Annotated in this window: 20 protein-coding genes and 1 tRNA gene; 8 read left to right on the top strand and 13 right to left on the bottom strand. The window is 56.2% G+C overall.

Annotated elements, in window-relative coordinates; genetic code table 11:
• Positions 1 to 80: 80 nt before the first annotated feature.
• The gene (locus tag M2S36_RS08145) at positions 81 to 803 is read left to right on the top strand and encodes a FadR/GntR family transcriptional regulator (RefSeq protein WP_135001983.1); all 723 of its coding nucleotides are present in this window, start codon (positions 81 to 83) and stop codon (positions 801 to 803) included.
• A 39-nt stretch (positions 804 to 842) separates the two neighbouring features.
• Here the strand turns inward: M2S36_RS08145 and glsB are convergent, their stop codons facing one another.
• Positions 843 to 1,751 carry a glutaminase B gene (gene glsB, locus M2S36_RS08140; RefSeq protein ID WP_013972011.1) on the bottom strand — a complete coding sequence of 303 codons (909 nt, stop codon included), beginning with the start codon at positions 1,749 to 1,751 and terminating at the stop codon, positions 843 to 845.
• A gap of 213 nt (positions 1,752 to 1,964) precedes the next feature.
• Here glsB and M2S36_RS08135 point away from each other — a divergent pair, with 213 nt between their 5' ends.
• Positions 1,965 to 3,002 carry a sensor domain-containing diguanylate cyclase gene (locus M2S36_RS08135; protein WP_233686844.1) on the top strand — a complete coding sequence of 346 codons (1,038 nt, stop codon included), beginning with the start codon at positions 1,965 to 1,967 and terminating at the stop codon, positions 3,000 to 3,002.
• Positions 3,003 to 3,054: 52 nt separating this feature from the next.
• Here M2S36_RS08135 and M2S36_RS08130 read toward each other — a convergent pair whose 3' ends face one another.
• Positions 3,055 to 3,849: an NYN domain-containing protein gene (locus M2S36_RS08130; protein WP_241105684.1), complete on the bottom strand. Its 795-nt coding sequence runs from the start codon at positions 3,847 to 3,849 to the stop codon at positions 3,055 to 3,057.
• 221 nt (positions 3,850 to 4,070) lie between these two features.
• A complete protein-coding gene (locus tag M2S36_RS08125; protein WP_087500116.1) occupies positions 4,071 to 4,733 on the bottom strand; it encodes an HD domain-containing protein in 663 nt (220 codons plus the stop codon).
• Between the two features lie 115 nt (positions 4,734 to 4,848).
• Between M2S36_RS08125 and M2S36_RS08120 the strand changes: the two genes are divergently transcribed.
• From M2S36_RS08120 to M2S36_RS08105, 4 genes are all read left to right on the top strand, one after another.
• Entirely contained in the window at positions 4,849 to 5,646 is a 798-nt protein-coding gene (locus tag M2S36_RS08120; RefSeq protein ID WP_333956967.1) for a hypothetical protein, read from the top strand.
• A gap of 51 nt (positions 5,647 to 5,697) precedes the next feature.
• Positions 5,698 to 6,396 carry a hypothetical protein gene (locus M2S36_RS08115; RefSeq protein WP_135001986.1) on the top strand — a complete coding sequence of 233 codons (699 nt, stop codon included), beginning with the start codon at positions 5,698 to 5,700 and terminating at the stop codon, positions 6,394 to 6,396.
• 785 nt (positions 6,397 to 7,181) lie between these two features.
• On the top strand, positions 7,182 to 7,424 hold the full coding sequence (locus M2S36_RS08110) for a hypothetical protein (protein WP_003256565.1): 243 nt from the start codon (positions 7,182 to 7,184) through the stop codon (positions 7,422 to 7,424).
• Between the two features lie 169 nt (positions 7,425 to 7,593).
• Complete coding sequence (locus tag M2S36_RS08105) at positions 7,594 to 7,857, top strand: DUF3077 domain-containing protein (RefSeq protein ID WP_003256566.1); 264 nt, start codon at positions 7,594 to 7,596, stop codon at positions 7,855 to 7,857.
• Positions 7,858 to 7,967: 110 nt separating this feature from the next.
• On the opposite strand, the gene M2S36_RS08100 is transcribed toward M2S36_RS08105, so the two are convergent.
• Positions 7,968 to 8,774: an HNH endonuclease gene (locus tag M2S36_RS08100; protein ID WP_333956966.1), complete on the bottom strand. Its 807-nt coding sequence runs from the start codon at positions 8,772 to 8,774 to the stop codon at positions 7,968 to 7,970.
• Between the two features lie 361 nt (positions 8,775 to 9,135).
• Between M2S36_RS08100 and M2S36_RS08095 the strand changes: the two genes are divergently transcribed.
• The gene (locus tag M2S36_RS08095) at positions 9,136 to 11,661 is read left to right on the top strand and encodes an AAA family ATPase (protein ID WP_333956965.1); all 2,526 of its coding nucleotides are present in this window, start codon (positions 9,136 to 9,138) and stop codon (positions 11,659 to 11,661) included.
• A gap of 15 nt (positions 11,662 to 11,676) precedes the next feature.
• Positions 11,677 to 13,032, top strand: a complete 1,356-nt coding sequence (locus M2S36_RS08090; RefSeq protein WP_333956964.1) for an McrC family protein — start codon at positions 11,677 to 11,679, stop codon at positions 13,030 to 13,032.
• Between the two features lie 194 nt (positions 13,033 to 13,226).
• Here M2S36_RS08090 and M2S36_RS08085 read toward each other — a convergent pair whose 3' ends face one another.
• The 9 genes from M2S36_RS08085 to pheT form a co-directional block, all read right to left on the bottom strand.
• Positions 13,227 to 14,321, bottom strand: coding sequence for a hypothetical protein (locus M2S36_RS08085; protein ID WP_333956963.1), 1,095 nt, complete (start codon positions 14,319 to 14,321; stop codon positions 13,227 to 13,229).
• Complete coding sequence (locus M2S36_RS08080) at positions 14,321 to 16,201, bottom strand: restriction system-associated AAA family ATPase (protein WP_333956962.1); 1,881 nt, start codon at positions 16,199 to 16,201, stop codon at positions 14,321 to 14,323. Before M2S36_RS08080 ends, M2S36_RS08085 begins: the two co-directional genes overlap by 1 nt.
• Positions 16,198 to 17,778, bottom strand: a complete 1,581-nt coding sequence (locus M2S36_RS08075; protein WP_333956961.1) for a restriction endonuclease subunit S — start codon at positions 17,776 to 17,778, stop codon at positions 16,198 to 16,200. Before M2S36_RS08075 ends, M2S36_RS08080 begins: the two co-directional genes overlap by 4 nt.
• An 11-nt stretch (positions 17,779 to 17,789) precedes the next feature.
• Positions 17,790 to 19,517 (bottom strand): type I restriction-modification system subunit M, encoded by a 1,728-nt coding sequence (locus M2S36_RS08070; protein ID WP_333956959.1) that lies wholly within the window; start codon positions 19,515 to 19,517, stop codon positions 17,790 to 17,792.
• Positions 19,518 to 19,532: 15 nt separating this feature from the next.
• Positions 19,533 to 22,331 (bottom strand): type I restriction endonuclease subunit R, encoded by a 2,799-nt coding sequence (locus M2S36_RS08065; RefSeq protein ID WP_333956958.1) that lies wholly within the window; start codon positions 22,329 to 22,331, stop codon positions 19,533 to 19,535.
• 260 nt (positions 22,332 to 22,591) lie between these two features.
• Positions 22,592 to 22,668, bottom strand: a tRNA-Pro gene (locus M2S36_RS08060).
• A 101-nt stretch (positions 22,669 to 22,769) separates the two neighbouring features.
• Complete coding sequence (locus tag M2S36_RS08055; protein ID WP_003250681.1) at positions 22,770 to 23,126, bottom strand: MerR family transcriptional regulator; 357 nt, start codon at positions 23,124 to 23,126, stop codon at positions 22,770 to 22,772.
• Positions 23,107 to 23,409, bottom strand: coding sequence for an integration host factor subunit alpha (gene ihfA / locus M2S36_RS08050; RefSeq protein ID WP_003250679.1), 303 nt, complete (start codon positions 23,407 to 23,409; stop codon positions 23,107 to 23,109). Before ihfA ends, M2S36_RS08055 begins: the two co-directional genes overlap by 20 nt.
• Before the next feature lie 4 nt (positions 23,410 to 23,413).
• Complete coding sequence (gene pheT, locus M2S36_RS08045) at positions 23,414 to 25,795, bottom strand: phenylalanine--tRNA ligase subunit beta (protein ID WP_241105758.1); 2,382 nt, start codon at positions 25,793 to 25,795, stop codon at positions 23,414 to 23,416.
• Positions 25,796 to 25,798: the final 3 nt, after the last annotated feature.

Genomic DNA, 25,798 nt, shown 5'->3' with positions numbered 1-25,798 from the left:
GGCGCAGCCGGTGCCATGCACCGCGTCAACGCGCTAATGCTATGATGCTGCCCCCGCCCGAAGGATCCGCCCCGCCCCACATGAACTACCGCCAACCCACTACGCGCAAGAGCATGCACGCCACCCTGGTCCAGGACCTTGGCGTACAGATCGTATCCGGCCAACTCGCACCCGGGCAGAAGCTGCCCTCCGAGGCCAGCCTGTGCGAAGCCTACGCGATCAGCCGGCCGGTGTTCCGTGAGGCGATGCGCGCCCTGACTGCCAAGGGCCTGGTCGAGGCCCGCCCGCGGGTGGGTACCCTGGTTCGGCCGCGCCATGACTGGCACATGCTCGACCCGGACGTACTGCACTGGCTGATGCAGGCCACGCCACAGCAAGAATTCTTCAACATGCTGAGCAGCGTACGCTGGGTCATCGAACCCGCCGCCGCCGCACTGGCCGCCACCAACGCCAGCGCCGACGACGTCGATTCGATCGCCGAGGCCTACCAGCGCATGGAAGCCGCACGCAACCACGAAGAACGCCTGCAACCCGACCTGGACTTCCACGCCCGCATCGCCGACGCCACCCACAACGACCTGCTGGCCTACCTGTGCAACATGCTGTCGATGGCGCTGCGCGAGTCGGTGCGCTACTCCAACCAGCGGGCGAATTTCGACGAACTCGCCCTGCCCCGGCACAAGGCGATTCTGACCGCTATCCAGAACGGCGACGCGCTGGGGGCACGGCATGCTTCACTGGTACAGCTTGAAGATGCCCGGGTGGCCCTGGCCAAGGTGTTGGGGCAGGACCCGACGAGCTGAGGTATCAACCGGGCCTACCTCAGCCACCGAGCCCGCCGATCAGAACACCGACCACCCAATCCGTGAACTGAGCAACTCAAGCGCCGCCATCCCAGCCAGGGAGTTACCCGCAGCATTCAACTCTGGCGACCACACACACACGGTGAACTGCCCCGGCACGATCGCCACAATCCCGCCCCCCACGCCGCTCTTGCCCGGCAACCCCACCCGATAGGCGAAATTCCCTGCTTCGTCATACAGCCCGCTGGTAGCCATGATCGAGTTCACCTGCTGGGTCTGGCGCCGGGTCAGAATCTGCTCACCGCTGTGCTTGCAGAACCCATCGTTAGCCAGGAAGCAGAATGCCCTAGCCAGATCAAGGCAGTTCATCTGCAGCGCGCAGTAACTGAAATAGCTACGCAGCACCGTCTCCACCTCGTTATGGAAGTTACCGAACGACTGCATCAGGTAAGCCATGGCCGCGTTGCGCGCGCGGAACTGATACTCCGAATCGGCAACGCGGGCATCAATGGAAATGTGCGGATTGCCCGATAGCCGCCGAACGAAATCGCGCATCGACAACGTGGGCGCCGCAAAGCGCGACTGGTTGATATCGCAGATCACCAACGCACCCGCATTGATAAACGGGTTGCGCGGCCGACCACGCTCGAACTCCAGCTGCACCAGCGAGTTGAACGGCTGGCCGGATGGCTCATGGCCAAGCCGCTGCCAAATGGCTTCCCCGGAGTGCCCAATCGCCTGTACCAGGCTGAACACCTTGGAAATACTCTGCACCGAGAACGGCACCAGCGCGTCGCCTGCGCAGTAATAACTGCCATCGTTGCCATAGACTGCGATACCCAGCTGGTTCGCCGGCACATCGGCCAGCGCAGGAATGTAGTCAGCCACTTTGCCCTTGCCGATCAAGGGACGTACTTCTTCGAGAATCTCGTTCAACAGCGTTTGCATGGAAGGCCCTGTATCAGTCCCCAAGACGACGGCTAAGGGGTAGCATTCTTGACGAAGCTTGAGCGGAAGAAATCACACACTCGGCAAGAAATGCCCGGCCAATCCTGTAACCCATGGCTTCTCGCCATCACCTATGCTGTGCTTGCTTTGACAGATAGAGTACATGCACCCGTCAGGTGCAGAAGCAACTAACCAAGGACTGGAGAACCAAGGATGCCCGCTTGCCCTTTTCCCGCTGACGAAGCGCTTCGCCAGCGCACGCTCGATGACATGAACCTGGTCGATACGCCAGCCGAGCTTTACCTCGATACCCTGGTGCGGCTCACCCAGGACCTGGCTCATGTGGATACTGTGCTTATCAGCCTCATCGACCAGGACCGACAGTGGTTCAAGGCCCGCATAGGGCTTGAGGCAAGCGAGACGACGCGCAGTATTTCCTTCTGCGGCTACGCCATTCTCGGCGAGGATACCCTGATGGTGCCCGACGCCACGTGCGACGGGCGATTCGTCGATAACCCGCTCGTGCTGAACGCGCCCTATATCCGCTTCTACGCCGGCCACCCCCTGCGCGCCGGGAACGGTAAAGCCATCGGTACGCTGTGCATGTTCGACCCGCGCCCCCGCGTGCTCAGCGAGGCTCAGCAAGCGAACTTCAGGGACCTGGCCACACTCGCCGAGGGGTATCTGCAGCTGCGCACCTTGGCACAGGTGAACCGCGATCTGCGGCTTGAAATGGATCGCGAGCAGCGCAAGGCCCTGCTCGACCCTTTGACGCAACTGTGGAACCGCGGCGCGCTGACGGCGTTTGAAGACCATGAACGGCGATTGGCAGAGGTGAACGGCTTACAACTGGGTGCGGTTTATGCCGACCTGGATCACTTCAAGGCCATCAATGACAAGTACGGCCATGGCGGCGGCGACAAGGTGCTCTGCGAGTCTGCCCGGCGCCTGCGTGCAGCACTTCGCCCTGATGACCTGCTGGTGCGCCATGGGGGTGAGGAGTTCGTCGCTATTTTGCAGGTTAAGGACAGCGAAGAGCTGACGCGGATTGCTGAGCGGATTCGCGAACAGGTGGGTGCCGGACCGATGCAATTGCCCGGTGGTCAACTGAAGGTGAGCGTGAGCGTAGGGTGCACCCTGTTTGCCAAGGGTGAAACGCTGGATGACGCACTGGAGCGCGCTGACAAGGGGCTTTATGACGCCAAGCAGAATGGACGAAACCGGGTTGTGTATGTAGCGCCGTCACTCTGAGCCGAGCACGATCAGGGCTGTACGGCATTTCTTCTTGCACATCAGCCCGAACCTAACGGGAGATTTTGTGGCGAACGTAAAGCGCAGCCGTGCCCCCGGAAACCGGCCGTGCCTGCAACTCGAATACATGTGGATGGCCCTTGATCAAATCGCTCAGCTTCTTGAAACCATGCGTGCGCGAATCGAACTCAGGTCGAAGCTTGGTCATGTTGGCGCCCAACGCCCCCAGGTTCGCCCAGCCCTCCTCGTCAGCGAGATCGTCCAGAATCTTGCTGATAAAGCTAACTGGAGCTTTGGGCTTTTTACGAGCGACTACTTCTGTGTTCGGCTTACCGGTCCCTGCAGTAGCATCAACCTCCCCTGCCACTTCCTCGCTGGCAGAAGGCAAAACCTCCTCCCGCAAAAGCTCGGTGTAGATAAACTTGTCGCAGGCAGCCACGAATGGTTTCGGTGTTTTTTCCTCCCCAAACCCATAAACAGTCAGACCTTCCTCACGCATGCGCGAAGCTAGCCGAGTGAAGTCGCTGTCGCTCGAAACCAGGCAAAAACCATCAAAGCGCCGGGTGTAGAGCAGGTCCATCGCATCGATGATCAACGAGCTGTCGGTTGCGTTCTTCCCTTTTGTGTAGGCGAATTGCTGTATGGGTTGAATGGAGTAATCGAGAAGAACCTTTTTCCAGCCACCCAGTTGGGGGCCGGTCCAGTCGCCATAGATACGTTTCACGCTCGCCACACCGTACTTGGCAATTTCCTCGAACAGCCCCTCAACGATGGCGGCCGGGGCATTGTCGGCATCAATCAGTACAGCGAGGTGCTTCTGTGAGTGGTTCACGCTGTAAGTGGCCATGATCCGTCCTTGAAAAGAATCAACCATATCGTCAACGGTTCCAGAAATCTCCCCCTTTTCAATATCCAATCGGATCGGCTTGCGGGGGCTTCTGAGCCTGTATTCCCTGGCACGGTCACCGGTAATCCATCCGGCAGCTGCACAGTGAAGAAAAATCGGCGGAAAAACAGCCACAGACCAATCGCGTTCTTGACTGTTAAAGGGTTTGGGGTTCACGCGCTTCAGCCTGCACCGCTGGCCCCGATCTCATCCATGAAATCCGCAAGAAACACTTCAAGCCGAGCATGGCGCTCAGCAGCCAGCCGAGCCCCTTCAGCAGTTTTAAAGCCTGACGCAAGCTTGAGCAGCTTGGTATGAAAGTGCTCGACCGTATACGCCTTGTCCTGATACTCCCTCCCCCATGCAGTGGGGTTCTCGAAATCGTACAGCGCCGACCCCATTCGCCCGGAAACGTAAAAACACCGGGCGATACCCACTGCACCTATGGCGTCCAGGCGATCACTGTCCTGAAGAATCCTGGCCTCAAGGGTGAGTGGTTCGAAGCCAGCCGAGTAGCTGTGGGTTTTGACTGCATGCGCCACCTGTTCGATGCGCTGCAATGGCCAGCCCATATCAGCCAGGATCGACGCCGCCCTTTGTGCGGATAGCGTTGACGCCTGCCCACGCAAGGGCGAGTTCTTTTCTACTGCGACACAGTCATGCAGCACCGTCGCTGCAAGCAGCACTTCCAGGTCGCCGCCTTCTACGCGCTGTATCCGTTGCGCGTTGACCCATACGCGATGGATGTGGGACAGGTCGTGGGAGCCATCTGGCTGGTCGGCCGGTAGGTACTTCAGCAGGTCAGCGGCAAAGCGCTGGAAAGGGGCAAAAGCTTCGATAGTCATCTTGGGTACGTTCCATTTTCATCGCGCGACATCAAATTGACACTACCCCACCAATTTGCAAACCTTCCCCACCGACAACATTCGGCCGAAAGATGCAGCCCTGGAAAAACAAGCGATGGAAAGCAAGCAGCAACAATTGATGAGCGCGTACCGCCAAGCGTTATCAGGCCTACCGCTGCATTGGCTGGACCGCAGCCGCGAGCACGAAGCGGATTTCAAGCACCTTTCAGGCTTGTTTCTGCCTGGTACGTCGCCGGAGTTTGAGCAGGCGGCAAAACGTATCATGGTTGTGGGCCGAGAAACGCGTCGTTGGGATGTTTTGACCGCCGATAAACCCTTCATTGATCTGGACGAGTACATCCAACGCGCCATGGCAATCCAGCAACGCCACTTGGCAAAGTACATCCAGGACAAAGCCGACCGAGGGGCCAGCTTCTTCAATTTTCTCCGCAAACTCCACCAGCCCGATCAATCCGTAGGTATCGCTTGGGCCAACCTCTTCAGCTTCGCATGGCAGAAAGGGTCACCCATGCGCTGGCGACATTTCGAAGACCTCGCGAAGGTATCCAAGCGCCTGCTCGAGGCGCAAATCACCCTACTTCGTCCTGACATAATCGTGTTTGCCAACGGCGCGAGCAGTGCCCACATCAGGCAGCAATTCTTCCCGCACAAAGGCGAACTCAGTGTTTGCAGCGACCTCGGTGATTACCGTACGCAAGGCATTCCGGTTAAACAGCTGTGGCGCTTCCGCCTGCATGACTCAATACAGTGCTATCGCATTCAGCACCCGAGCAGCGTCAGTACCGGCTCACGCGCAGCACGGCGATTTCTTCTGGACCAGATACTCCTTGGCAATCTGCCGGATGATCCAACCATCGCGGCCTCGGCACGGTTGATGACGGATCCACAGTAACGCCGCGCCGAGAGGCGCTCCAACAGACGATAGACTAACCCCAGGCTACCCATGGTCAACTCAGTAGTATCGATATCCGAACAAGCATTCTTCAGCATCGTCACCTCTGCGCTGGAGGCATACAAAGTCGAGCATCTGCTCGAAAACGGCGACTTCGCAGCGCGGGTTGAAACCTACGGACACCTATGGGGTTACGCTCAGAAATCCATAGGCGCGCAAACCATGTATCGCGTGGTTTGGGCAGACACTTGCACCTCTGTCACCCGAGACCAAGGGTCGATTTCCTACGGCGATGCGCCGCAGGAAATCAAACAAAGCTTCATCGATACGTTCTTCCCGGAGGTCACGTTCCTCGGCGATTATCATAGCCACCCGTACAGCTACCAGGATGATGAGATAAAGACGGAGCTGGAGCTGGAGCGAGGGGGCTACTATCGCTTCTCGGATGCCGACTTCCGCTCGGTGAAACAGCAGCAGGATGACGGGCTGGATTATCGGGTCGGGCTGGTAGCGACCGTTTTTGAACGGGACGAAAAGGTCAAGCGGGCGCTGAAGATTCTGGATGGCGAGAGTGCCCTGAGGTTTCAGGTCGGTTCCATGACGATCTGGCTCAAAGCCTACGTGTGGACAGAGGACGAAAACCTCAAATTCAGGCGCAAGGCGGATCGCATGGTGCGCCTTGTATGCCCAAGCTTGAACGTGTTCGCCGGGATGCGGGACGGGTGGGCTGGGCTTCCGCCACAAAACTAGAAAGGCGCTTGGTAGCTCTTCGTGTTTGGAACAACGTACTTACTTGGCGTTCCACTTGGGCTGGATGGCGGTGCAACAGCTGACCAGCGGTTTGGGCAGATCTCCTGGGCGATCTGATCAACACCGCTGTATAGCCAATCAACTGAGTACAGCTTAGAAATAGCCTCACGGAGATGACGGCTAGTAGCCATATGACGGAAAGAGACCAGCCGCATTTTGGCTTTGCTCGTATCGCTTTTCTCCCCCCAAAGGATGACATGGTCGAAGAGGTAGGGTTCGAGGTAGGGAGTGGTTTCACCCAGCGGACGAGGGCCCGGATGCGAGCGTGTCCGTTTCAAGGGCTGGTTGGCGGAAGTCCATGCCTCCCCTTTGATATCATTGCGACACGACTGAATACTGGGATAAATGGGTGACAAGTATTTTGAGATCTTTGAACCTTAAACCGAGCAGCTAGCGTTGCATGCTGTGAGGATGAACGGGCAAAAAAGTCAGAATTAACCCCTTCCATGTAGGCTATTTCCCAAAGATACTCCCTGCGCCTGATTTTCGTTGCACGTGGAAATCGTGAACCATAGTCTCGACCTGCCGCTACCAATTGGCGGCACGGTTTTGACAGGCCGTGGTTCACTGAGAGCATGTGCAATGCCAGTTATGGCAGCTGTGCGTGGGGCACCTCTGTGTGCGCCGGGATTCTCAGTGCCCCCGGTCTGTCAACCCACAAACAGCTGCCACCCTTCCGTTTGACAGCGGATCTGCGGCAGCCCTTTAAGGCACTGAGAGGGTTTATGCTGAAGATAGTCCCTGATCCACCCCACAATGTTCTATCCCTTGAAGACACCCTGATCCAAGCCACGGATTACGCGCTGTGCGCGGCGACCGTCGTGCATCAGGCAATGCTGCTTCAGCCCAAGTCGCCCGCGTCGATTCTGATGATGGCCTCGATGCATGAGCTGGAGACGCTGCGAGCTTTGCTTGAGTCCGCAATAGTCCAGGTGCAGATGCCTACTGAGCCTCGGACTGTGCACTGAGGCTTCATTGATGTGTCGCTTGGTCCGGCCCTACAGCCGGCAAGCCGGGCTCCCACATAGATCTGAGCTGCGCCTCAGATCTCGAGGCCTATGCAGTACCTGTGGGAGCAAGCTGGCTTGCCGGCGATGAGGCCAGACCAGGCACGAGAGATTTCGGGGAGATTGAACAATGACCACAGAAGAAACCAAATTCACCGTCGGCAAAACCACCTTCTACCAAGGTGAAAACCAGACCCATCCGCTGTTCCGCATCGAAGCAGGCATCCCCTGCCAGAGCGCCCGAGAACAAGCCTCGGAGCTTATGGGCTACGCACGGGATATGACCCTAGACGGCTTGATGGAAGACAAACCCCAGCTCATCTGGGCGTCGCATTACCTCTGCGCTTTGGCAAAAGCCCTGATGGATGATGCCGAACTGGGCATGATGCGCTGAATTGCCCTTCCCTCGCTGGATGCCTTCAGAACCTAAATCCATCCCCGTTTTGAAGGCGCTCCAGCTGCCCCACCTTCACAGCCAGGTAAAGCTAGCGTGCGCTTAGCTGTCTACTGGGACTCGATTACCCATCGGCCGCGCAACATTCCTTTCAACTCGTCAACACTCAGAGTCTTATCTCTCTTGCGATGGACAACCGCGTGACAGTTGGCGCACAACGTCACGAGGTCTGTCTCAGGGTTCACGGCCTTCTCCCCACCAAAGTCCGAAATCGGTACTACGTGATGAACGTGAATGAAGCCCTTCGCGTGTTCGCCGTATGCCTGTTCGAAATCAAACCCGCATGCCTTGCAGTCAAGCCCGTGGATGGCGATGGCCTTCACCCTCAAATCTTTCCGGCGCTCGTAACGGGTTCCAAAGTAGCTTGTTTTGCTGCCTTCACTGGCCGATTCAAAGGTAAGTGGGTCGCCTTCCGTATCCGGTACAGCCGCGTCGACCTCCGAAGGCAGGAGCTTCGCATGGCTTAAGATGGCATCGTAATCGGATTGAGAAATTGGCCGAACGCCATCACGCCAGTAGTTACTCATACGGCTGGCGGGGATAGTCTCCAGGTACTCGCCGTCAATTTTCGAGGGGACAGCGTCTTCAAACGGCGTGAAGTTTTCGATCAGAGCAAACAGATCACCCTTATCGCTCCTGCGGTCAGCGTAGACCTGACCTATACGTGCCTTACCAAAATAATGCGGATCGGCGCTGAGGCGGACGGAAGCAAAGGCTTTGTCCTTGATGCGCCCTTTGTAGTAGATCACCTCGGTTCCCTGCGCGAGCCAGGCTTGGTAGCGCTTGGGGAAGTGATAGACAGCGCCTGTCTCGTCTTCCCACTGTGATGTATCGTTTTCAACGATGACGACGGGCATATCCTTTTCCTCTCGACTGATGGCAAAAGCCTATCAAAAAAGAGGAAATTTCCTACAGCATAGTGAAAAATGGATTACGGCTCACGACGTGGTGTAACTCGTTATGGTCCATGCCGCTGAGTTAGCTATTTGATTGATCGCAGCGGCAGCTTGGCCTGTGACCGCTTCGCCCCCCCCCCCCGAGTGGCAAAGGAGCACGAGTGATACGCTCCATAGATTCCAAACCACGGAGCACCGCTGTGATACTTGAGCAACAACATGACTCATTCGGATCTCACGCTCTGGGGCTTCATTTAGAAATGATCGACAACACGCTCCTTGCAAGCAAGCCAAACCAAAGGACACGTAAGGCTAGAACACGATGAATGACTTCCCAAAAGAATACGCCCTGTGGGATGAGTTCCTTTCTGTGTGGCCGGCTTCTCGGCTGGCCAGCATGACGCTGGACGAATACAACCAGGCAGGCTCAAAAGACAGCTTCACCTACTGGCTTGAGTCGCGGCTCGATGAGCTTGGCAGCATTTGGGGCGGCTCGGCATTCAAGTTTGGCGTCTTCTCCCGCAAAGACACCGAAGACAAGACCTCGGACTCCAAGCTTTCCTATTCGGAAACGCACGGCTGGTACACATCGCTAGGAACATCGGCAGAGGCCGCCTTCGAGAAAGTCCGCAGCTACGTGGAGCAGGTCGCCGACTGGGCCGCAAAGGGGGACCTGGGGGCTATCGAGTCCTTCGCGCTGTTGGGCGAGGCCTTCAAGTGGAAAATTGCTTTTCACTACCAAAACCGTCAGGCCCCTCTGATCGTGGACATTTTCAAGCGGGCACCGCTGGCGGTATTCGTCGGCAGCAATGCAAGCCAGAGCATGGGCATGTTGCAGGCAGCAACGCTTAGCAAGCGCCCCGAAGGCCTGGGTATTCTGGAGTTCGGACGACGGATATGGGATGCATGGAGCCAGAAAAGCGTAGAGATCTGGAAGCTATCGCACGGGTCAGACGACTTTTCCTCAGAGGAGCGCAAGCAATACCTACAAAGCGAACTGGGGGTGATGCACAGTGAAACCGCCAAAGGCCAGGGCGACAGTTTCCAGGAGGCTCCAGTTGGAAGCTTGTTCTACTTGTGCCACGGCAATGAGCGGCTTCAGCTGGTCGGGCAATTCATCTCTGCCCCCGCACCGTGCTTGAAAGGGGATGGTTGGCTGCAGCGCCGCTATAGGATGTTGAAGCCGGGCATCAAGACCGGTGGCTACCAAGGCGGCCAGAAAGGCTGGTCACCCAACTACCGCTCAACCTTCAGGAAAGTGCCTGCTCACGACTTACCAGAGTTCGAGAACGCTTTGCTCAAGCCCTTCTTTGGAACAGATTTGGCTGAACTGGCGGCATTGGCTGGCGAGCCCATCGAAGATGTCACCCCCCCCATCACCATGACATTGCCCCCTACCCCTCAGGTACAACATGTTGCCAGTAAACCGGTTGCGGCCTGCTTCAACCGTCTCTACTACGGGCCACCTGGTACAGGAAAAACCTACACGCTGATGCAGTTGCTAAAGCGCGACTATCAGGAGCAGGTAACCTCAATTAGCACAGAGGAATGGCGCAGCCAGATTATTGCTGAAAAGATTGCTTCACTGACTTGGTGGGAAGGCGCAGCCGCTGCACTGTATGACTTAGGCGGTACAGCCAAAGTACCTGAGCTGGCCGAGCATCCGTTCATCCAAGCCATTGCAGATGCTAAAGGGCGCAGCAGCGGAATCAAGCAAACCCTCTGGGGAACTCTTCAACACCACACAATTCCTGAGTCAACAACGGTCAATACGAAGCTCCGCCTTGGATCAGCCGTTTTTGAAAAGTCGGCGAGCTCGGTTTGGCAGTTTGCGGGGGATTGGCAGGAGGCATGCTCGGATCTCTTTGCACTTGTCGACAAGATCAAGCAGGGCCCAGAAGCTAGCGACTCCGTTCAACGCTACAGCTTCGTTACCTTCCACCAATCCTACGGTTACGAAGAATTTGTTGAGGGGTTGCGCCCAGTCTTGGCCGACGAAGCCAAAGAGGACGATGCCGAAGCAAGCCAGGTGGCCTACAGGATCAAGGACGGTGCTTTCAAGGAGCTCTGCCGTCGCGCACGCAATACCCCGGACAAGCGCTTCGCGATGGTCATTGATGAGATCAACCGAGGCAACATCAGCAAGATTTTCGGTGAGCTGATCACGCTGATTGAAGCGGATAAACGCGACCAGCTTGACGGCTCCCCTCCTCCGACCGAAGTCATCCTTGCATACTCCGGAAAGCCATTTTCCGTACCTGCGAACGTTGACATCATTGGCACAATGAACACCGCTGATCGTTCGCTGGCCTTGCTCGATACTGCTCTGCGGCGCCGCTTCGATTTCGTACCGCTACATCCTGACACTCGGGCCGAAAAAGATCCCAGTGATCCACACAGCGCCCCCTTGGCTGGGCTACTGGTTAGCACGGAAACCACCACCATCGATGTGCGCTTGATGCTGGAACGCATCAATGAACGCATTGAGGCGCTTTACGATCGCGACCACTGCATAGGTCATGCGTATTTCACCTCATTGACCAATGTGGCCGATGGAGCAGCCCGCTTCGCCAAATTGGCTGAAATTTTTCAGAAGCGTATCGTCCCCTTGCTAGAGGAGTACTTTTTTGAAGACTGGCGCAAAATTCGGCTAGTGCTCGGTGACAACCAGAAGCCTGATACGGCCCAGTTCATTATAGAAAGCGATTCGCACGAACAGGATCTGAGCAGACTTTTCGGCAACGATCACGGCCTTGATAGCTACACCACCAAACGTCGTTACCAAGCGCAGCTCTCGGCATATACCGACCCTGCCGCTTATCTCGGCATTTACCAGGCCTCGACTTAATTAACAGGTACGGAAATGGCGGGCATATCAATCTTCGAGTTTGACACTCTGACGACTTCATCACCCGGCTCAAGCAATGTGGTCGGCCAGCGTCAGGTTTCTGCAGAAGTTTTCGCCTGGCTGGAGACACAGGCATTGCGCAGCTCCGAAGCAGGTCAAGGATCGTGGCTGCGTCTTACCCATCGGCACGGCCGCAAGGCCATTCAGGTGAACAGCTTTGTTGGGGTGATTCGCTGCCCCAACGGTTTCCAGATTGAAGTGCTGCCCAAGCTAGGCAAGACAAATGGCGAAGAAGAGGCACGGCATCTACTAATCGAGATGCTGTGCTGCCTTGGCTGTTTCCGTCACATACAAACCAGCAGCGCCCAATTGCTCGCTCGCCGCATGCCTCTGCTGGAGGTATTCATTGGAGAGTTCTTGCGGGCGGTGGATCACACCATCAAGCGAGGCCCGCGCAGCGATTACCTTACAGAGCAAGGCAACCTGTTTGCTCTGCGCGGCAAGCTGCAAATGGCACAGCACCTGCGCCTCAATCTATGCCGCCGCGACCGTTTTTATACCGAATACGATGAGTATTCCCTCAACCGACCTGAAAATCGCTTGCTACACGCCGCACTCAGGCGAGCATTATCGTGGACGGCCTCCCAGGCAAACCAGCAACTGGCACGAGAACTATGCTTCATGTTCAACGGCATTCCTGCATCTGATCAGATCAATGCGGATTTTGCGCAGTCACGACCAGATCGCAGCATGGCACATTACGGTGCAGCATTGGCCTGGGCGCGTTTGATTCTTCAGGATGAGTCACCACTCACCGGCTCGGGTCCGCACCAGGCGCCATCCCTGCTTTTCCCAATGGAAGCAGTTTTTGAAGCTTTTGTAGCTAAACACCTTAAACGACAACTTTGCTCTGAGTTCAGCCTGCGACTGCAGACTCGCAGCCTCAGGCTCGTCCGACATAAGGAGCAGGACTGGTTTCAGCTCAAGCCTGATCTGCTGATACAGTCGCTCAAGACCAACCGTTTGGTACTCGACACCAAGTGGAAGCTGGTCGACGCCAATAAAGCCAACAGCAAGGAAAAGTACGGACTAGATCAAAATGACTTCTACCAGCTGCAAGCTTACGGCCAAAGCTATCTCGACGGAGACGGCGATGTAGTCCTGATCTACCCCAAGACAGAAACCTTCAGCCAGCCCCTAGAAGTATTTGATTTTCCCAAGTCACCTGGTCTCCGCTTGTGGGTATTGCCTTTTTGCCTGCATACCAAACAAGTGCTCTTGCCGACTTGCGGTAGCCTCGCACCGTTTTTCTCGACAAGTACGGTAAACGCCGGAGAAGACACAATAATCTTGACTACATCCTTGCGGTAGGTGGGATCCATGGCTCGTATACACATTGCGTATCAAACAGTTAAAGCAACGATTGACAATAATTGAGCCGGTATCGAACATAGTGATTCCGCAGCGATTCTGGATTCAGAAACCATGCCACCAACACCATATGAAAAACCAAACAATCTTCACCCAAAGAAAAACAATTCCGCAACTACAACATTATTGCCCCTTTACTCGATTTTAGAATTATGCACCAGGACATCAATCAATTCTATTTCTTGGCAAGCGTTAAAAAATGCCTTCTTAAGAAAATTACTTTCATGCCAAGGAAAGCTCTCAAACTGCTTCAGCTCCTTACTTAAAGCATCTTGAGAAACCTGCTTGTAATTTTTATTTTCATCTAGCACCCGCTGCAACCAATATTTTGCACCGGAAGATGACAAACATTTAGCAACGTAACGCTTACGTATTTTGTAAAGCCGATCCCAGGTTCCTATTTCCTCATCATACCCTGTACAGCTGAGATCGATGCAAATCTCGTCCTCCTCTGCCGGGAGCCTTGCAGCTGACTTGAAATGCATGGCAACCTTAATTGGGTAACCATCAGAGAAATATGGATAAAAAGCCTTAAATCTAGTTCCAGCCTCATCTTGCAAAGGATCCTTTGAGCCCTTATTCTGTGAGTTACATTTATAGCAGGAAGGCGCAAGATTCCTTAGATTCACAGAATTAAATGGATACTTGCTGGCGGGCAAATAATGATCATAAGCCTCCCGAGTCGGATCATATTCGGAATCCATAGGCAAAAGCCCACAGAAAGGACAACAAGGCATTTTGTTCAGAGAAGTAAAATCACTGTAGTGTTTTTTTAAGTCCGCACCGATGTGCTCCTTAACTATTTTTAAACTGAAGAACCCGCAGCTATATAGCTCACTGAAGAAAGCCTCTATCGTTTTCATCAGTGGACTTTGAGTATCCGCAATATAGCGAACAGGCTCCTTTCTACCCTCGCAAAGCGCCTGGATATGATTATTGCCCCTGAAGGCTTTTCGGTAGAACCTTAACTCTTCCGAACTAAGACTTTTGAACTCTTTGAAAATTTTATTGACGTAGCGATAAAAGAAAGCTCCCGCACCCTTCTCAACGCCGGCTAAATCCGCCCGATGCAACTCATCCATGACTGCATATAGGTTTGGAAAGCCCTCAAACAACTCAAGACTGTACTCCTCATTTGGCGCACGGCACCAAACCTTATCAAAGATGTAAGTGATAAAACCGTGCATGGCACGTATCGGATGACGAGGCCTCTTATAGGGAAACAACATTAGCCCAACTCCTTGTCGGCCCCTGCCCCCTGCAATAAAGCATGCACGGCCAATGTGCGCTCCACAGAGTCGCCAATGGTATCCATGATCTTGCGCGCAAGCCCGTGAGGATCTGTTTTCGCCATGGGATCAGCAACTAACAGGGCCAATAATTTTTTAGCACCATCTCCAATAGTTTCTTGCTTATCGAAAGTTTCATGCGTGATCTTATTAATTGATGCACCCAATGTATTGTATTTCGGCTCACTGAAACTGACCACGCCATTGGATTGGTCTTTGTCAAATACCAACACCTTATCCGGCTTACTGTCGGAGATTAGGAAAGGCGTGTGGGTGGTAATCAGCATCTCTTGCGCAAAATCCAAAATACCCGAAAAGCACTGACGCAAACGGGTAATAAAACTGGCGCGCCAGTGCGGGTTGAAATGGGTTTCCGGCTCATCAAGTAGAAACAGGCTGTTGGTGTTTCGGAAAAGCAAGCACAAGCCCAGGCTGTGCAATAACTGATGCTCACCGTCCGACAATTCCTTGAGCATCATCGGCTGCGCCGCGCCCCGCTTGGTGAAGCGAACGAACTTGAAGCGCATGATGCGCTGGTCGGATGCCAAGGTTGGCACTGTCTCGTTGACGTAGTGGCTGGTCGAGGTGTAGAGATCGGTCTTTAGAACCTCGCTGACGGTATACAGGTTGAGCGTCAGCAGCACCTGAAACGCCTGGAACAGCGCCAGCGCCGAACCATCGAAGTTCTCGCGGAATGCCTGTCGGGTTGAGTCATTCACCCAGTAGTCGAGCACCAGCGTATCGCTGGCATCGTCGATGAAACGGAGCGTGGCACAGCGCTTGAGGGCGCTCACCATCAGGGAGGACTTCTCGTCACCGTCCAGCAGCTGCAGCAAGTTCAGACGATAGCGGGTACTTCCTTGCTCATCAGTTTCCGAGAGCGCGGGATTGCCTTTGATAATCTCGCGGCGAACCCAATCATCAATTGATTGGCTGATCTCAGACTCTGAGAGTCCGCGTGCTCGAGCTTCCGCCTGTATTCGATTTCGTCGCTCGCGCTTCCGATCTTCATCAGCAAGATCGAAGGCTTCCAGTTGCGCTGCGTCGATGGGAATTCGGCGACGCAGGATGATGCGAAATTCCCTCAAGGCGTCGATACCCACATCCTCGCGGAAGGGCTGCAGTGTGGCCTCGTCTTGAAACAGCAGGTTGCACAGCAGGATGGCCTGGCTGAATCCGCTGTCCAAATAGGCCAGCCGTGTCTCCGGGTGGCCGGGGTAGCTCAGTTGCCGGGTCAGTGCACTCCAGTACTCGTCGAACTGCACGAAACGCATCTTGAAGAAGGGCAAGCTGAGGATTTCGTTTTCGCCAGATGAGTAACTCAGTACAAAATCAGGCAGCAATCGACGCAATTCGGTGCGCTCCAGCTTTATCTCAATGGGCTTGCCAGAATCTGCATCGTTTAGTAGCCACCATTTTGGCGATTCATCCGGCACCTTTTGGATGAGAACTCTTGCCTTATGGCCGCTGCCTCTTACTTCAAACAGCTTTTGCGGCTTGGTTAAATATTCAATTTCGAAACCATCAGGTAGGCTCTTGCTTCCTCTGAAGCCTTTGGGATTGTGCTCTTCATCGTGGCGAAAACTGTCGGGAAGATTTTCTAGATAAATACACTCCATGTGATAGAAAATCGCCGCCAGTGCTTCGAGCAAGTTGGACTTGCCGCTGCCATTGGGACCAGCGCAAACGAAGGGCGCAAAGTCGTTCGCTTGCGTCAGCTCGTCCTGCAAGCTCCACTCGGTGCGGAAATGGTGCTCAAACCCGAAAGGCAGGCTTCGAAAGCCTTTTGGGTCGGTGATCTTGAGGCGTAGCAGCTTCATTGCTGAGTGAGCCTCCTGACACGCAACAAAATCTGATTACCGAACTGCCGCCTGCCGTCAATGAAAATAATGTCTCGGGTTTGTTTAAGCTTTCTATTTTGAATTTCATCAAATACCCAAGCCTTGATGGCATCGTAGTCACTGGCACCAAGTGCGAAATCATTGTCCGGGTGCAATTCCGCCAGCCGGGTTTGCGCGGCGACGATGAAGCGTTCGAGGGAGAAAGCCGCACCGCCCAACTGCGTGCGATAGGCCTCCAGCCAAAGACGCAGAAGCGGCGCAAGCTGTGTGCGGTCTTGCAGTGCGGGCAGCAGTAAATCGGTTTCGGGCAGCTCGAACACCGGCCTGATGATGGGAGCAGACACAGCAGCCGCCACCGGACTTTCTCCTTCGATGGGGGCGGCAGGCAAGTCCACCCGCGACAAATCCAGCTCGCCATTGAAGGCCTGCTGGCTCAGGGCACCGTAGAGGGCTTCGAGATCGGCGAGGCTTTGCTGGAAGCGGGATTTGAGGGTTTCGACCTTTTCGACGATAACCGCGAACTGGTTTTGCAGCTCTTCGTCGGGAATTGGGATCGGTAGGCCGGAAAGAATCTGTTGATTGATGTTCTGAATGTTCGCCCCTTGCCCTCCCTGAAAAAGAACACGGCGGAATGCTGCGGAGCGGAAAAGGTGAGCAACGTAGATTGCGAGCAGAGAAACGTCAGTAATGCGGTACCGAATGCAAAAGCCACTGTAAGTGGCTCTCTCCGTTCCTGGATACACCGCCATGCAGCGGCCTACCAGCTCTCTGTTCCCATTGGATCGAACAAAGAGTAGGTCGCCGTCACGGAGGAAATAGTCCGCCGCAGGCAGTTCATTGAGTTCAATGAATCCAAGGCTAGCGAAATCTTCCAACGCAGCCTTGGATTTGAAATCACCCACGCCCAGATAGCGAACAGTTACGCCACTCTCGCCCTTGCCGAAGCTAAGGCCATTCTTGAAGGAACCATATGAACCGAGGGAGCCGATCTTCCACCCCTTCTCATTCCGCACCGGGTCGCCAAAGATCCCCAGAAACACGCTCTTGAGCAGGTCGTCAAGTTGTTGAAGGTGTTGTTTGCGCTGGGCGATCACACCTTCGACTTTGCCTAGCAGATGGGCAATGCGGATTTGGTCGTCGAGGGGCGGGACTGGTATCTCAATTTCGGCCAGTGATTTTGAATTGAGTGTCTTGCCCATCACGGCCTGGTTTGAACCGCCATAGGTTGCCGACCGCAATGCGTAGTAGAGAAATTCTGGGTGTAGTTCTTTCTCATCTTTGATTGCAAAGGCCGCAATCGCTTCGTTTGTGAAGAGATCACAACCAGCAAATGCCATCTTGCCGATGGTTAGTTTGAAGCTGAAAAGCAAAGTCCCCTTCTTGACGACTTTGCATCGGGCGTCTGTGACAGCTCGATCCGTGATTTGCTCTTTTGTCTCTGTAACGACTTTCGAGTTCAAATCGCGAATTGAAACCCAGCGATGCCCCTTGCCCCAATAGCTAGACTCGTTTCTCGACGGTGTTCTGCCAATGGAGATATCCAAAAGCTTGGACAACCTTTCCTGCCTCATCCCACCATCCCCTTCAACTCTAGCAACTCGCGCACGATGCCGCTTTGCACCTTGGCGAGTTCCGCTTCATCCACATCGCCCACCTCGGCCTGAATAAGCCGATCCAGAATCACGCCCGGCGCGTCGTGGTGCACTTCTTCGAAGACATCCTGCTTGTAGCGTGAGAGCGACAGGTCGTAGTTGTTCTTCTCGTCGGCAATCTCGCTGCGCGGCACCACGAAGCATTTGGCGGTGCGGTCGGTGTCAGTGGCGGCATCGCGGGTGTGATATTTGCCAATGATGTCTTGCAGGTCGCCCCAGCTGTCCTTTCCATCAGGCGTTTTCTGCTTGCTGCGCTTGTCGTCCAGCGAATAGCCGTCAGCGACCATTTCGTAAAACCAGACATGTTCGGTGGCGGGTTTGCTCACCTTGTCTTTCGGCCCCCAGACCTTGGTGAACAGCAGAATGGCGGTGCTGACCCCGGCATAGGGTTTGAATACGCCACTGGGCAGGGTGATCACGGCCTTAAGGTCGCAACGCTCCACCAGCATCTGGCGCAGCGTCTTGAAGGCACCGCCGGTACCGAACAATACGCCCTGTGGAACAATGACGCAGGCGGTGCCGCCCTTCTTCAGCAGGCGGTAGATGTTCTCGACAAACAGCAGCTCGGTCTTTGTGGTGCCGAGGGTGAGGCTCTCGTTGATGTCACCCTTATCGATGCTGCCGGTAAAGGGCGGGTTGGCCATCACAATGTCGTATTCGGCTTCCTCGGTGTAACTTTTGCTGAGGGTGTCCTTGTAGTCGATGTGCGGCTCGTCGATGCCATGCATCATCAGGTTCATGAGCCCCAGGCGCACCATGGTCTGGTCGATGTCGTAGCCCCATAGCGAGCTGGAAAGAATGGCCTGCGCCTTTTCGGTGAGCGCAGCGGCCACCGAGGTGCGGGTGAAGCCGTCTTCATCGGGCTTGAGGTCTTGGGCGCCCGCTTTTTTCGCCAGTTCGGTGACGATGAACTGGTATGCGCCGAGCAGAAAGCCGCCTGAACCGCAGGCCGGGTCTGCAATCTTGTGGCCCAGTTGCGGCTGCACCAGATCGGCCATCAGCTTGATGATGTGGCGCGGGGTCCGGAACTGGCCGTTCTTGCCGGCGGTGGCGATCTCCGACAACAGGAACTCGTAGACATCGCCCTGGATGTCCTGGAAGGCCTGGCCTTTCTCCTTCGAGTCCTTCTCCATCACCTCGAAGAGGTCGTCGATGGTCTTCACCGCTTCCACCAGCAGGGCGGGTTTGGGGATGATGAAGACCGCGTTCTTCATGTGGTGGGTGAAGTTGGATTCGGCACCGTTCAGGTCTTTGAGAAAGGGAAATACTTTACCCTGCACATGCTGCAGCATCTCTTCAGCCTGCATGCGCGTGAACTCGCTCCAGCGCAGGGTACGCCTGTCGATACCGTAGTGGCGCCGGTCATGTGCAAGGATGTCAACTAACTCCACCGCGCTTTCACGACCACTAAGCTTAGTTCGGCGCTCCGGTGGAACCCAAACGCCATCAAACTTTGATGTGTACTCCTCACCCGTCCATTCGGCGTCGGACTGGCGCTTGAGATCCAGCTCATCCAGTCTCTTCATGAACAGCAAGTAGGTGATCTGCTCGATGGCAGTGAGCGGATTGCTAATGCCGCCGCTCCAAAATTTATTCCAGAGCTGGTCGATCTTACTTTTGAGTTCGGGGTTGTTTTGTAGCATGGGGCGCTCTGTCTTCTAGGCTGCCAACCGTTCGGTCAGCTGCAAGATTTCGTTGATTTCGGTGGAGCTAAACACGCCGCGAATACCCTGCGGGTGGATGACCGTGAAGGGGGCGTTGATCAGGTCTTTCTTCTCTACTTTTTCGCGCTCGATGATGAAGCCCTTCAGCAGATTGAGGAACTCCATCTGCCGGCTGCTGAGCGTGGTGTGGGCGCGGATGAATTGGTCAAAGGCGGCGCTGACCTCGTCCGGGAAGCTCCTGAGCACTTCGATCCCCAGGATGTGGCGGATGAACTGGATGAAGCGCGCCTTGCGGTTCTTGTAGACCTGACGCAGCAGGTCTTCGGTGATGTGCGGGTGCTCTTCGTGCAGCAGTTCGGCCAGTTCGTTGGCCTCTTCACTGCTCACTGCTGCGCCGTTCTTGATCTTCTGCAGCACCAGGTTGTGCGCAGTGAGCTCGGCAATCAGGTTTTCCACCATCTCGCGGTAGCGGGTGATGCTGACCGCCTCGTGCTGCGGGCCAAACTCCACCCATTCCTTCTTGTGCAGCTCATCGGCCAGATCGAGGTGAGTTTGTTCCTGGCCGGTGGATTGCTCGCGGAATTTCATCAGCGGGCCGAGTTTGGCGACCAGATCGTCGAAGGCGTCTTCATCCGCCTTGGCCCAGTAGTGACTGGTTTGCGCGGCGCGGATCAGGGCTTCTTCTTGCTTCACGAAGCTGACCGACAGCGGCAACTCGCTGATCTGCTCGACGATGCCTTCTTTGAGGGTGTCGGCCTGTTCCTTTTCTTCGCTCAATACAGCCAGCGAATACTCCAGCAGGTCGCGCTCGAAGCGCATGGCCTTGAAGTCGGCCTCGGACACAGTGCGGAACAGCGGCTTGATTTCTGCGCGCAGGAACTTCAGCCGGTCGTGGCTGAGGCTGATCCAGAAGTTGTCGCCGTCCAGCTGCGCCAGTGCAGCGGCGGCTTCCTTGATCACCACCGACTCTTTGGGTAGCGCTTCGATCTGCAGGCGGAGCTTGGCAACTTCCCTTCCAGCGATGTCGGCATGGCCGCTGTCGTTGGCCCTTTCGATTTTGTCTAGGCGCAGGGCCACCAGCCGCACCGGCAGCGGCAACTGCGGTTTGAGCTCCTTGCCCTTGGGGTTGAGCTTGAAGTATTCGAAGTTGTCCCAGCAGTCGAGGATCAGAAACACATCCTTCTCAAGACACCAGGGCTTGGGCTTGCTGGTTTCCAGCAGACGTGTGCCGCGCCCGACCATCTGCCAGAACTTGGTGTACGAGTAGACCGGCTTGGCGAACACGAGGTTGACGATTTCGCGCACGTCGATGCCAGTGTCGAGCATGTCCACGCTGATGGCAATGCGCGGCATGTCGTTGTTGGTGAATTGATCGAGCAGCCCACTTTTGCCATAGACGCGCGGGTCATCCGATACTAGCACCTTTGCAAGCTCACCGTGGTACTGCGGGTAGAGCTTGTCGAAGATCTCTTCCATGCGCCGGGCATGGGCCTTGGTGGCGCAGAAGAAGATGGTCTTGCCTGGCAGCACGCCGTTGGCGTCCTTGATGGCCTCCTCCATGAATTCGCGGACGATCAGGGTGTTGGTACCCTTGTTGATCACCTGCTTTTCAAGCTGGGTGCCATCGAAGTTGATGTCCTCAACTTCCTTGCCCTGAAGGATCAGCTTTTTTTGGTCTTCCAGCGAAATGGTGCGCTTGCTGATACCTTCTATCTGGAACTTGGTCTGAATCTTCATGACCTGGAAGTTGCATAGGTAGGGAGGCACGTTGTTCACGGCTTCTTCATAGGTGTAGGCAAACGTGGGGATGCCGTCTTCGCAATGGAAAAGCTGAAAGGTGTTGTGATCGATGATGTCGGTCGGCGTGGCCGTCAGGCCCAGCGTGATGGCTTTGAAGTAGTCGAGTACTTCGCCGAAGGTATTGTAGATGGAGCGATGGCTCTCATCGACGACGATGAAGTCGAAGAAGTGCGGCGACAGGTGCTGCGCCTCGTCCCGGATGATGTTGAGCATCGTCGGGTAAGTTGCAACATAGACGCGGCGATCCGTGGCAATCAGCTTTTCGCCCAGATTGGGCCAGCGTGGCTCATTGGGCATGTGCTCCTTGAAAGCGGCCAGCGCCTGCTCGCGCAAAGCGATGCGGTCAACCAGAAACAACACCTTCTCGGCGTGGCCAGCACGCATCAGTGCATCAACCATGGCAATGCAGGTACGAGTTTTGCCGGTGCCGGTGGCCATCACCAGCAGGAAATCGCGCTTTTTCTGTTCGATACCTTCGAGCACCGAACGAATGGCGCGGATCTGGTAATCTCGACCAGCAATCGAGGTATTGATGAACTCTTGCGTTAGCGGCTTCCGGTTGCGACGGATGTATGCAAAGCGCTCCAGGTCGTCGCGCGTGGGAAAACCGGCGACCCTGCGCGGTGGCGCGTTATCCAAATCCCAGAAATAGAGTTCGTGGCCGTTGGTGTAAAAGCAGAATGGCAACTCACCGCCTAATTGCTTCTGGATGTTGTAGCAGTACTGCTTTGCCTGTTCACGACCAATGGCGGCCTCGCGACTTGTCTTTTTGGCCTCGATCACTGCCAGCGGCTTGCCGTCTTTTCCCAGCAAGACGTAGTCACTGAACTGGCGACCCTCGTAGAGCGTGCGAGGCTCGGCCACACCATCGGGCAACTCGGTGAGGATGTCGAATTCCTCGACAACCTGAGTGGGGTCTTTGACGTTCCAGCCAGCCAGGGCGAGTTGATAGTCAATCAACTCAGACCGGGTTTGTGCTTCGGATGTGGTCATGAGTAGCGTCTTCCCTGTTTTTGCGCACGACTGGAAGTCAGTTGTTATGTGAAACTGCTATGACTAGAGCTATTCAGGACGAGGCGTCGCCTCGACTGAAGCATCTACCTCACTCTGGATCCTAATCTCGCAGGCTGACGAAGCCAATCTCAATTGGCAACCAATTGGCAACCAGAACGTATCGAAGCATAAGAAAAGCAGAAAACATCAAGCATAAAAAAATCCAGTCACCGCTAAGTGACTGGATTTTTAGGGATTTTTGGTCGGGACGGAGTGATTCGAACACTCGACCCCTTGCACCCCATGCAAGTGCGCTACCGGGCTGCGCTACGCCCCGACTACATTCTCATAACCTCTGAGAACAATGAAGAATCTACCCTAACCTCCTGATAAATGAAAGCTTTTTCTCAAAAAAATTTCCACTCACCAAAAACCAGATCACTTCTTCAACACCACCAACACATCCTCCAACTCGACAATCATCTGCCGAATCAGCTGCTTGTACTGGCTAGACTCATCCTTGGCCTCATCACTGGAGAGCCTCAACCGAGCCCCACCAATGGTGAACCCCTGGTCATAAAGCAGCGCACGAATCTGGCGAATCATCAGCACATCCTGCCGCTGATAATACCGCCGGTTCCCCCGCCGCTTCACGGGATTGAGCTGATCGAACTCCTGCTCCCAATACCGCAGCACGTGCGGTTTTACCGCACAAAGCTCACTCACCTCACCAATGGTGAAGTACCTTTTGCCCGGTATGGGGGGCAGTTCGTCGTTATGGCTTGGTTCCAGCATAGGCCTCAACCCGGGCCTTCAACTTCTGCCCTGGACGAAAGGTGACGACGCGCCGTGCAGTGATCGGGATTTCTTCCCCTGTCTTGGGGTTGCGGCCCGGCCGCTGGCGTTTGTCGCGAAGGTCGAAGTTGCCGAAACCGGACAGCTTGACCTGCTCGTTCTCTTCAAGTGCGTGCCGAATTTCTTCGAAAAACAGCTCGACCAGCTCCTTGGCCTCACGCTTGTTAAGCCCCAGCTCCTCGTACAGCCTTTCGGCCATCTCAGCTTTCGTCAGAGCACCCATGCCGTTATTTCCTTAACGTGGTGTTCAACCTTTGTTCGAGCGAGGTGAGGATGTTTTGCAGTGCGGCGTTCACCTCATCGTCGTTAAGAGTGCGCGATGGATGCTGCCAGGTCAAGCCAACGGCAAGGCTTTTTCTATCAGGATCAATACCTTTACCTTGGTAGACGTCAAACAGCCTGAGGTCTGTAAGCCATTCGCCTGCATTGTCACGAATTACTTCAAGCACCGAGCTAGAAGCTACATCACGTCCTGCAATCAAAGCCAGGTCGCGGCGGGTTTCCGGGAACTTGGACAGCTCGCTGAATTTCGGCAGGCGGCCTTCGACCACGTCGCCCAGCACCAGCTCGAACAGGAACACCGGGCGGTCCAGGTCCAGGGCCTTGGCCAGCTCTGGGTGAATGGCGCCGAGGTAGCCGACCAGTTTGCCGTCACGCTCGATGGCGGCGGTCTGGCCTGGGTGCAGGGCTGGGTGCTTGCCGGCGCTGAAGGTGAAGTCGCTCAGGGCGCCGGAGTAGCCCAGCAGGGCTTCCACGTCGGCCTTCACGTCGAAGAAGTCGACGCCGTCGCGGCCGTTGGCCCAGCCTTCTGGCAGGCGGCTGCCGGTGACAACGCCGGCGATCATCGGCTGCTGCTTCAGGTCGCCGAGCTGGCCGACGAAGCGCAGGCCGCTTTCGAACAGGCGCACGCGGTCTTGCTGGCGGTTCAAGTTGTGCTGCAGTGCCTTGACCAGGCCCGGCCACAGGGACGCGCGCATGGCGGCCATGTCGCTGGAGATGGGGTTGGCCAGCAGCAGCGGCTCTACGCCCGGGCTGAACAGTTCGAACAGTTTCGGGTCGATGAAGCTGTAGGTGATGGCTTCCTGGTAGCCGCGGGCAACCAGCAGGCGGCGCAGGGTCGGCAGGTCACCGCGGGTTTCCGGCTTGCCCTGGGGGGCCAGGCGGGCTTGCGGGTAGCGAACCGGCAGGTTGTTGTAGCCGTACAGGCGGGCCAGCTCTTCGATCAGGTCCACTTCCAGGCTGATGTCGAAGCGGTGGCTTGGGACGTTGACGGTCCACTGCCCTTCCCCGTCTTTAGTCGTGGTCAGTTCCAGGGCGTTGAGCAGCTGCTCGACCTGGGCTGGGTCCATTTCCATGCCGAGCATCTGGGTGATGCGTTCGGCGCGCAGGGTGACCGGGGCCACTTGCGGCAGGTGCTGTTCGCTGACGGCTTCGACGACCGGGCCGGCTTCGCCGCCGACGATGTCCAGCAGCAGCTGGGTGGCGCGCTCCATGGCTTCGCGGGCCAGCTGCGAGTCCACGCCGCGCTCGTAGCGGTGCGAGGCGTCGGTGTGCAAGCCGTAGGAACGGGCTTTACCGGCGACGGAGATCGGCTCGAAGAAGGCGCTTTCGAGGAACAGGTCGCGGGTTTTTTCGGTGTTCACACCGCTGTGCTCGCCACCCATGACGCCGGCGATGGCCAGGGCGCGGGTGTGGTCGGCGATTACCAGGGTGTCGGCGCGCAGGGCAACTTCCTGGCCGTCGAGCAGGACGAGCTTCTCGCCCTCTTCGGCCATGCGTACGCGGATGCCGCCGTTGATTTCTGCCAGGTCGAAGGCGTGCATCGGCTGGCCGAGTTCGAGCATCACGTAGTTGGTGATGTCGACGGCGGCGTCGATGCTGCGCACGTCGCTGCGGCGCAGGCGTTCGACCATCCACAGTGGGGTCGGCTTGCTCAGGTCGACGTTGCGGATGACGCGGCCCAGGTAACGTGGGCAGGCAGCCGGGGCGCTGACTTCGACCGGGCGCACTTCGTCGTGGGCAGCCGGTACGGCTGGCACTACCGGGCGGGTGACCGGGGTGTCGTACAGGGCGCTGACGTCGCGGGCCAGGCCGGCGATGGACAGGCAGTCACCGCGGTTGGGGGTGAGGCCGATTTCGATGCTGGCGTCGTCCAGGCTCAGGTACTGGCGAATGTCTTCGCCAACCGGGGCGTCAGCCGCCAGTTCCAGCAGGCCGTCATTCTCTTCGCTGATCTGCAGCTCGGCTGCCGAGCACAGCATGCCGAAAGACTCGACGCCGCGCAGCTTGGCCTTCTTGATCTTGAAGTCGCCTGGCAGTTCGGCGCCGATCATGGCGAACGGGATCTTGATGCCTGGGCGGGCGTTAGGGGCGCCGCACACGACCTGGAAGGTTTCCTGGCCGTTGCTTACCTGGCACACGCGCAGCTTGTCGGCGTCCGGGTGTTGTTCGGTGGCGAGGATTTCGCCCACGACGATGCCGCTGAACTGGCCGGCAGCGGGGGTAACGCTGTCGACTTCGAGGCCGGCCATGGACAGGCGGGCGACCAGTTCGTCACGGGAGACTTGCGGGTTTACCCAACCGCGCAGCCACTGTTCACTGAATTTCATGCT

It is taken from the genome of Pseudomonas sp. SF2, assembly GCF_036858055.1.
In the GTDB taxonomy this organism is placed as follows: Bacteria; Pseudomonadota; Gammaproteobacteria; order Pseudomonadales; family Pseudomonadaceae; genus Aquipseudomonas.
Note: the sequence above shows the minus strand (reverse complement) of the source record. Positions and strands in the feature narration are given on the sequence as shown.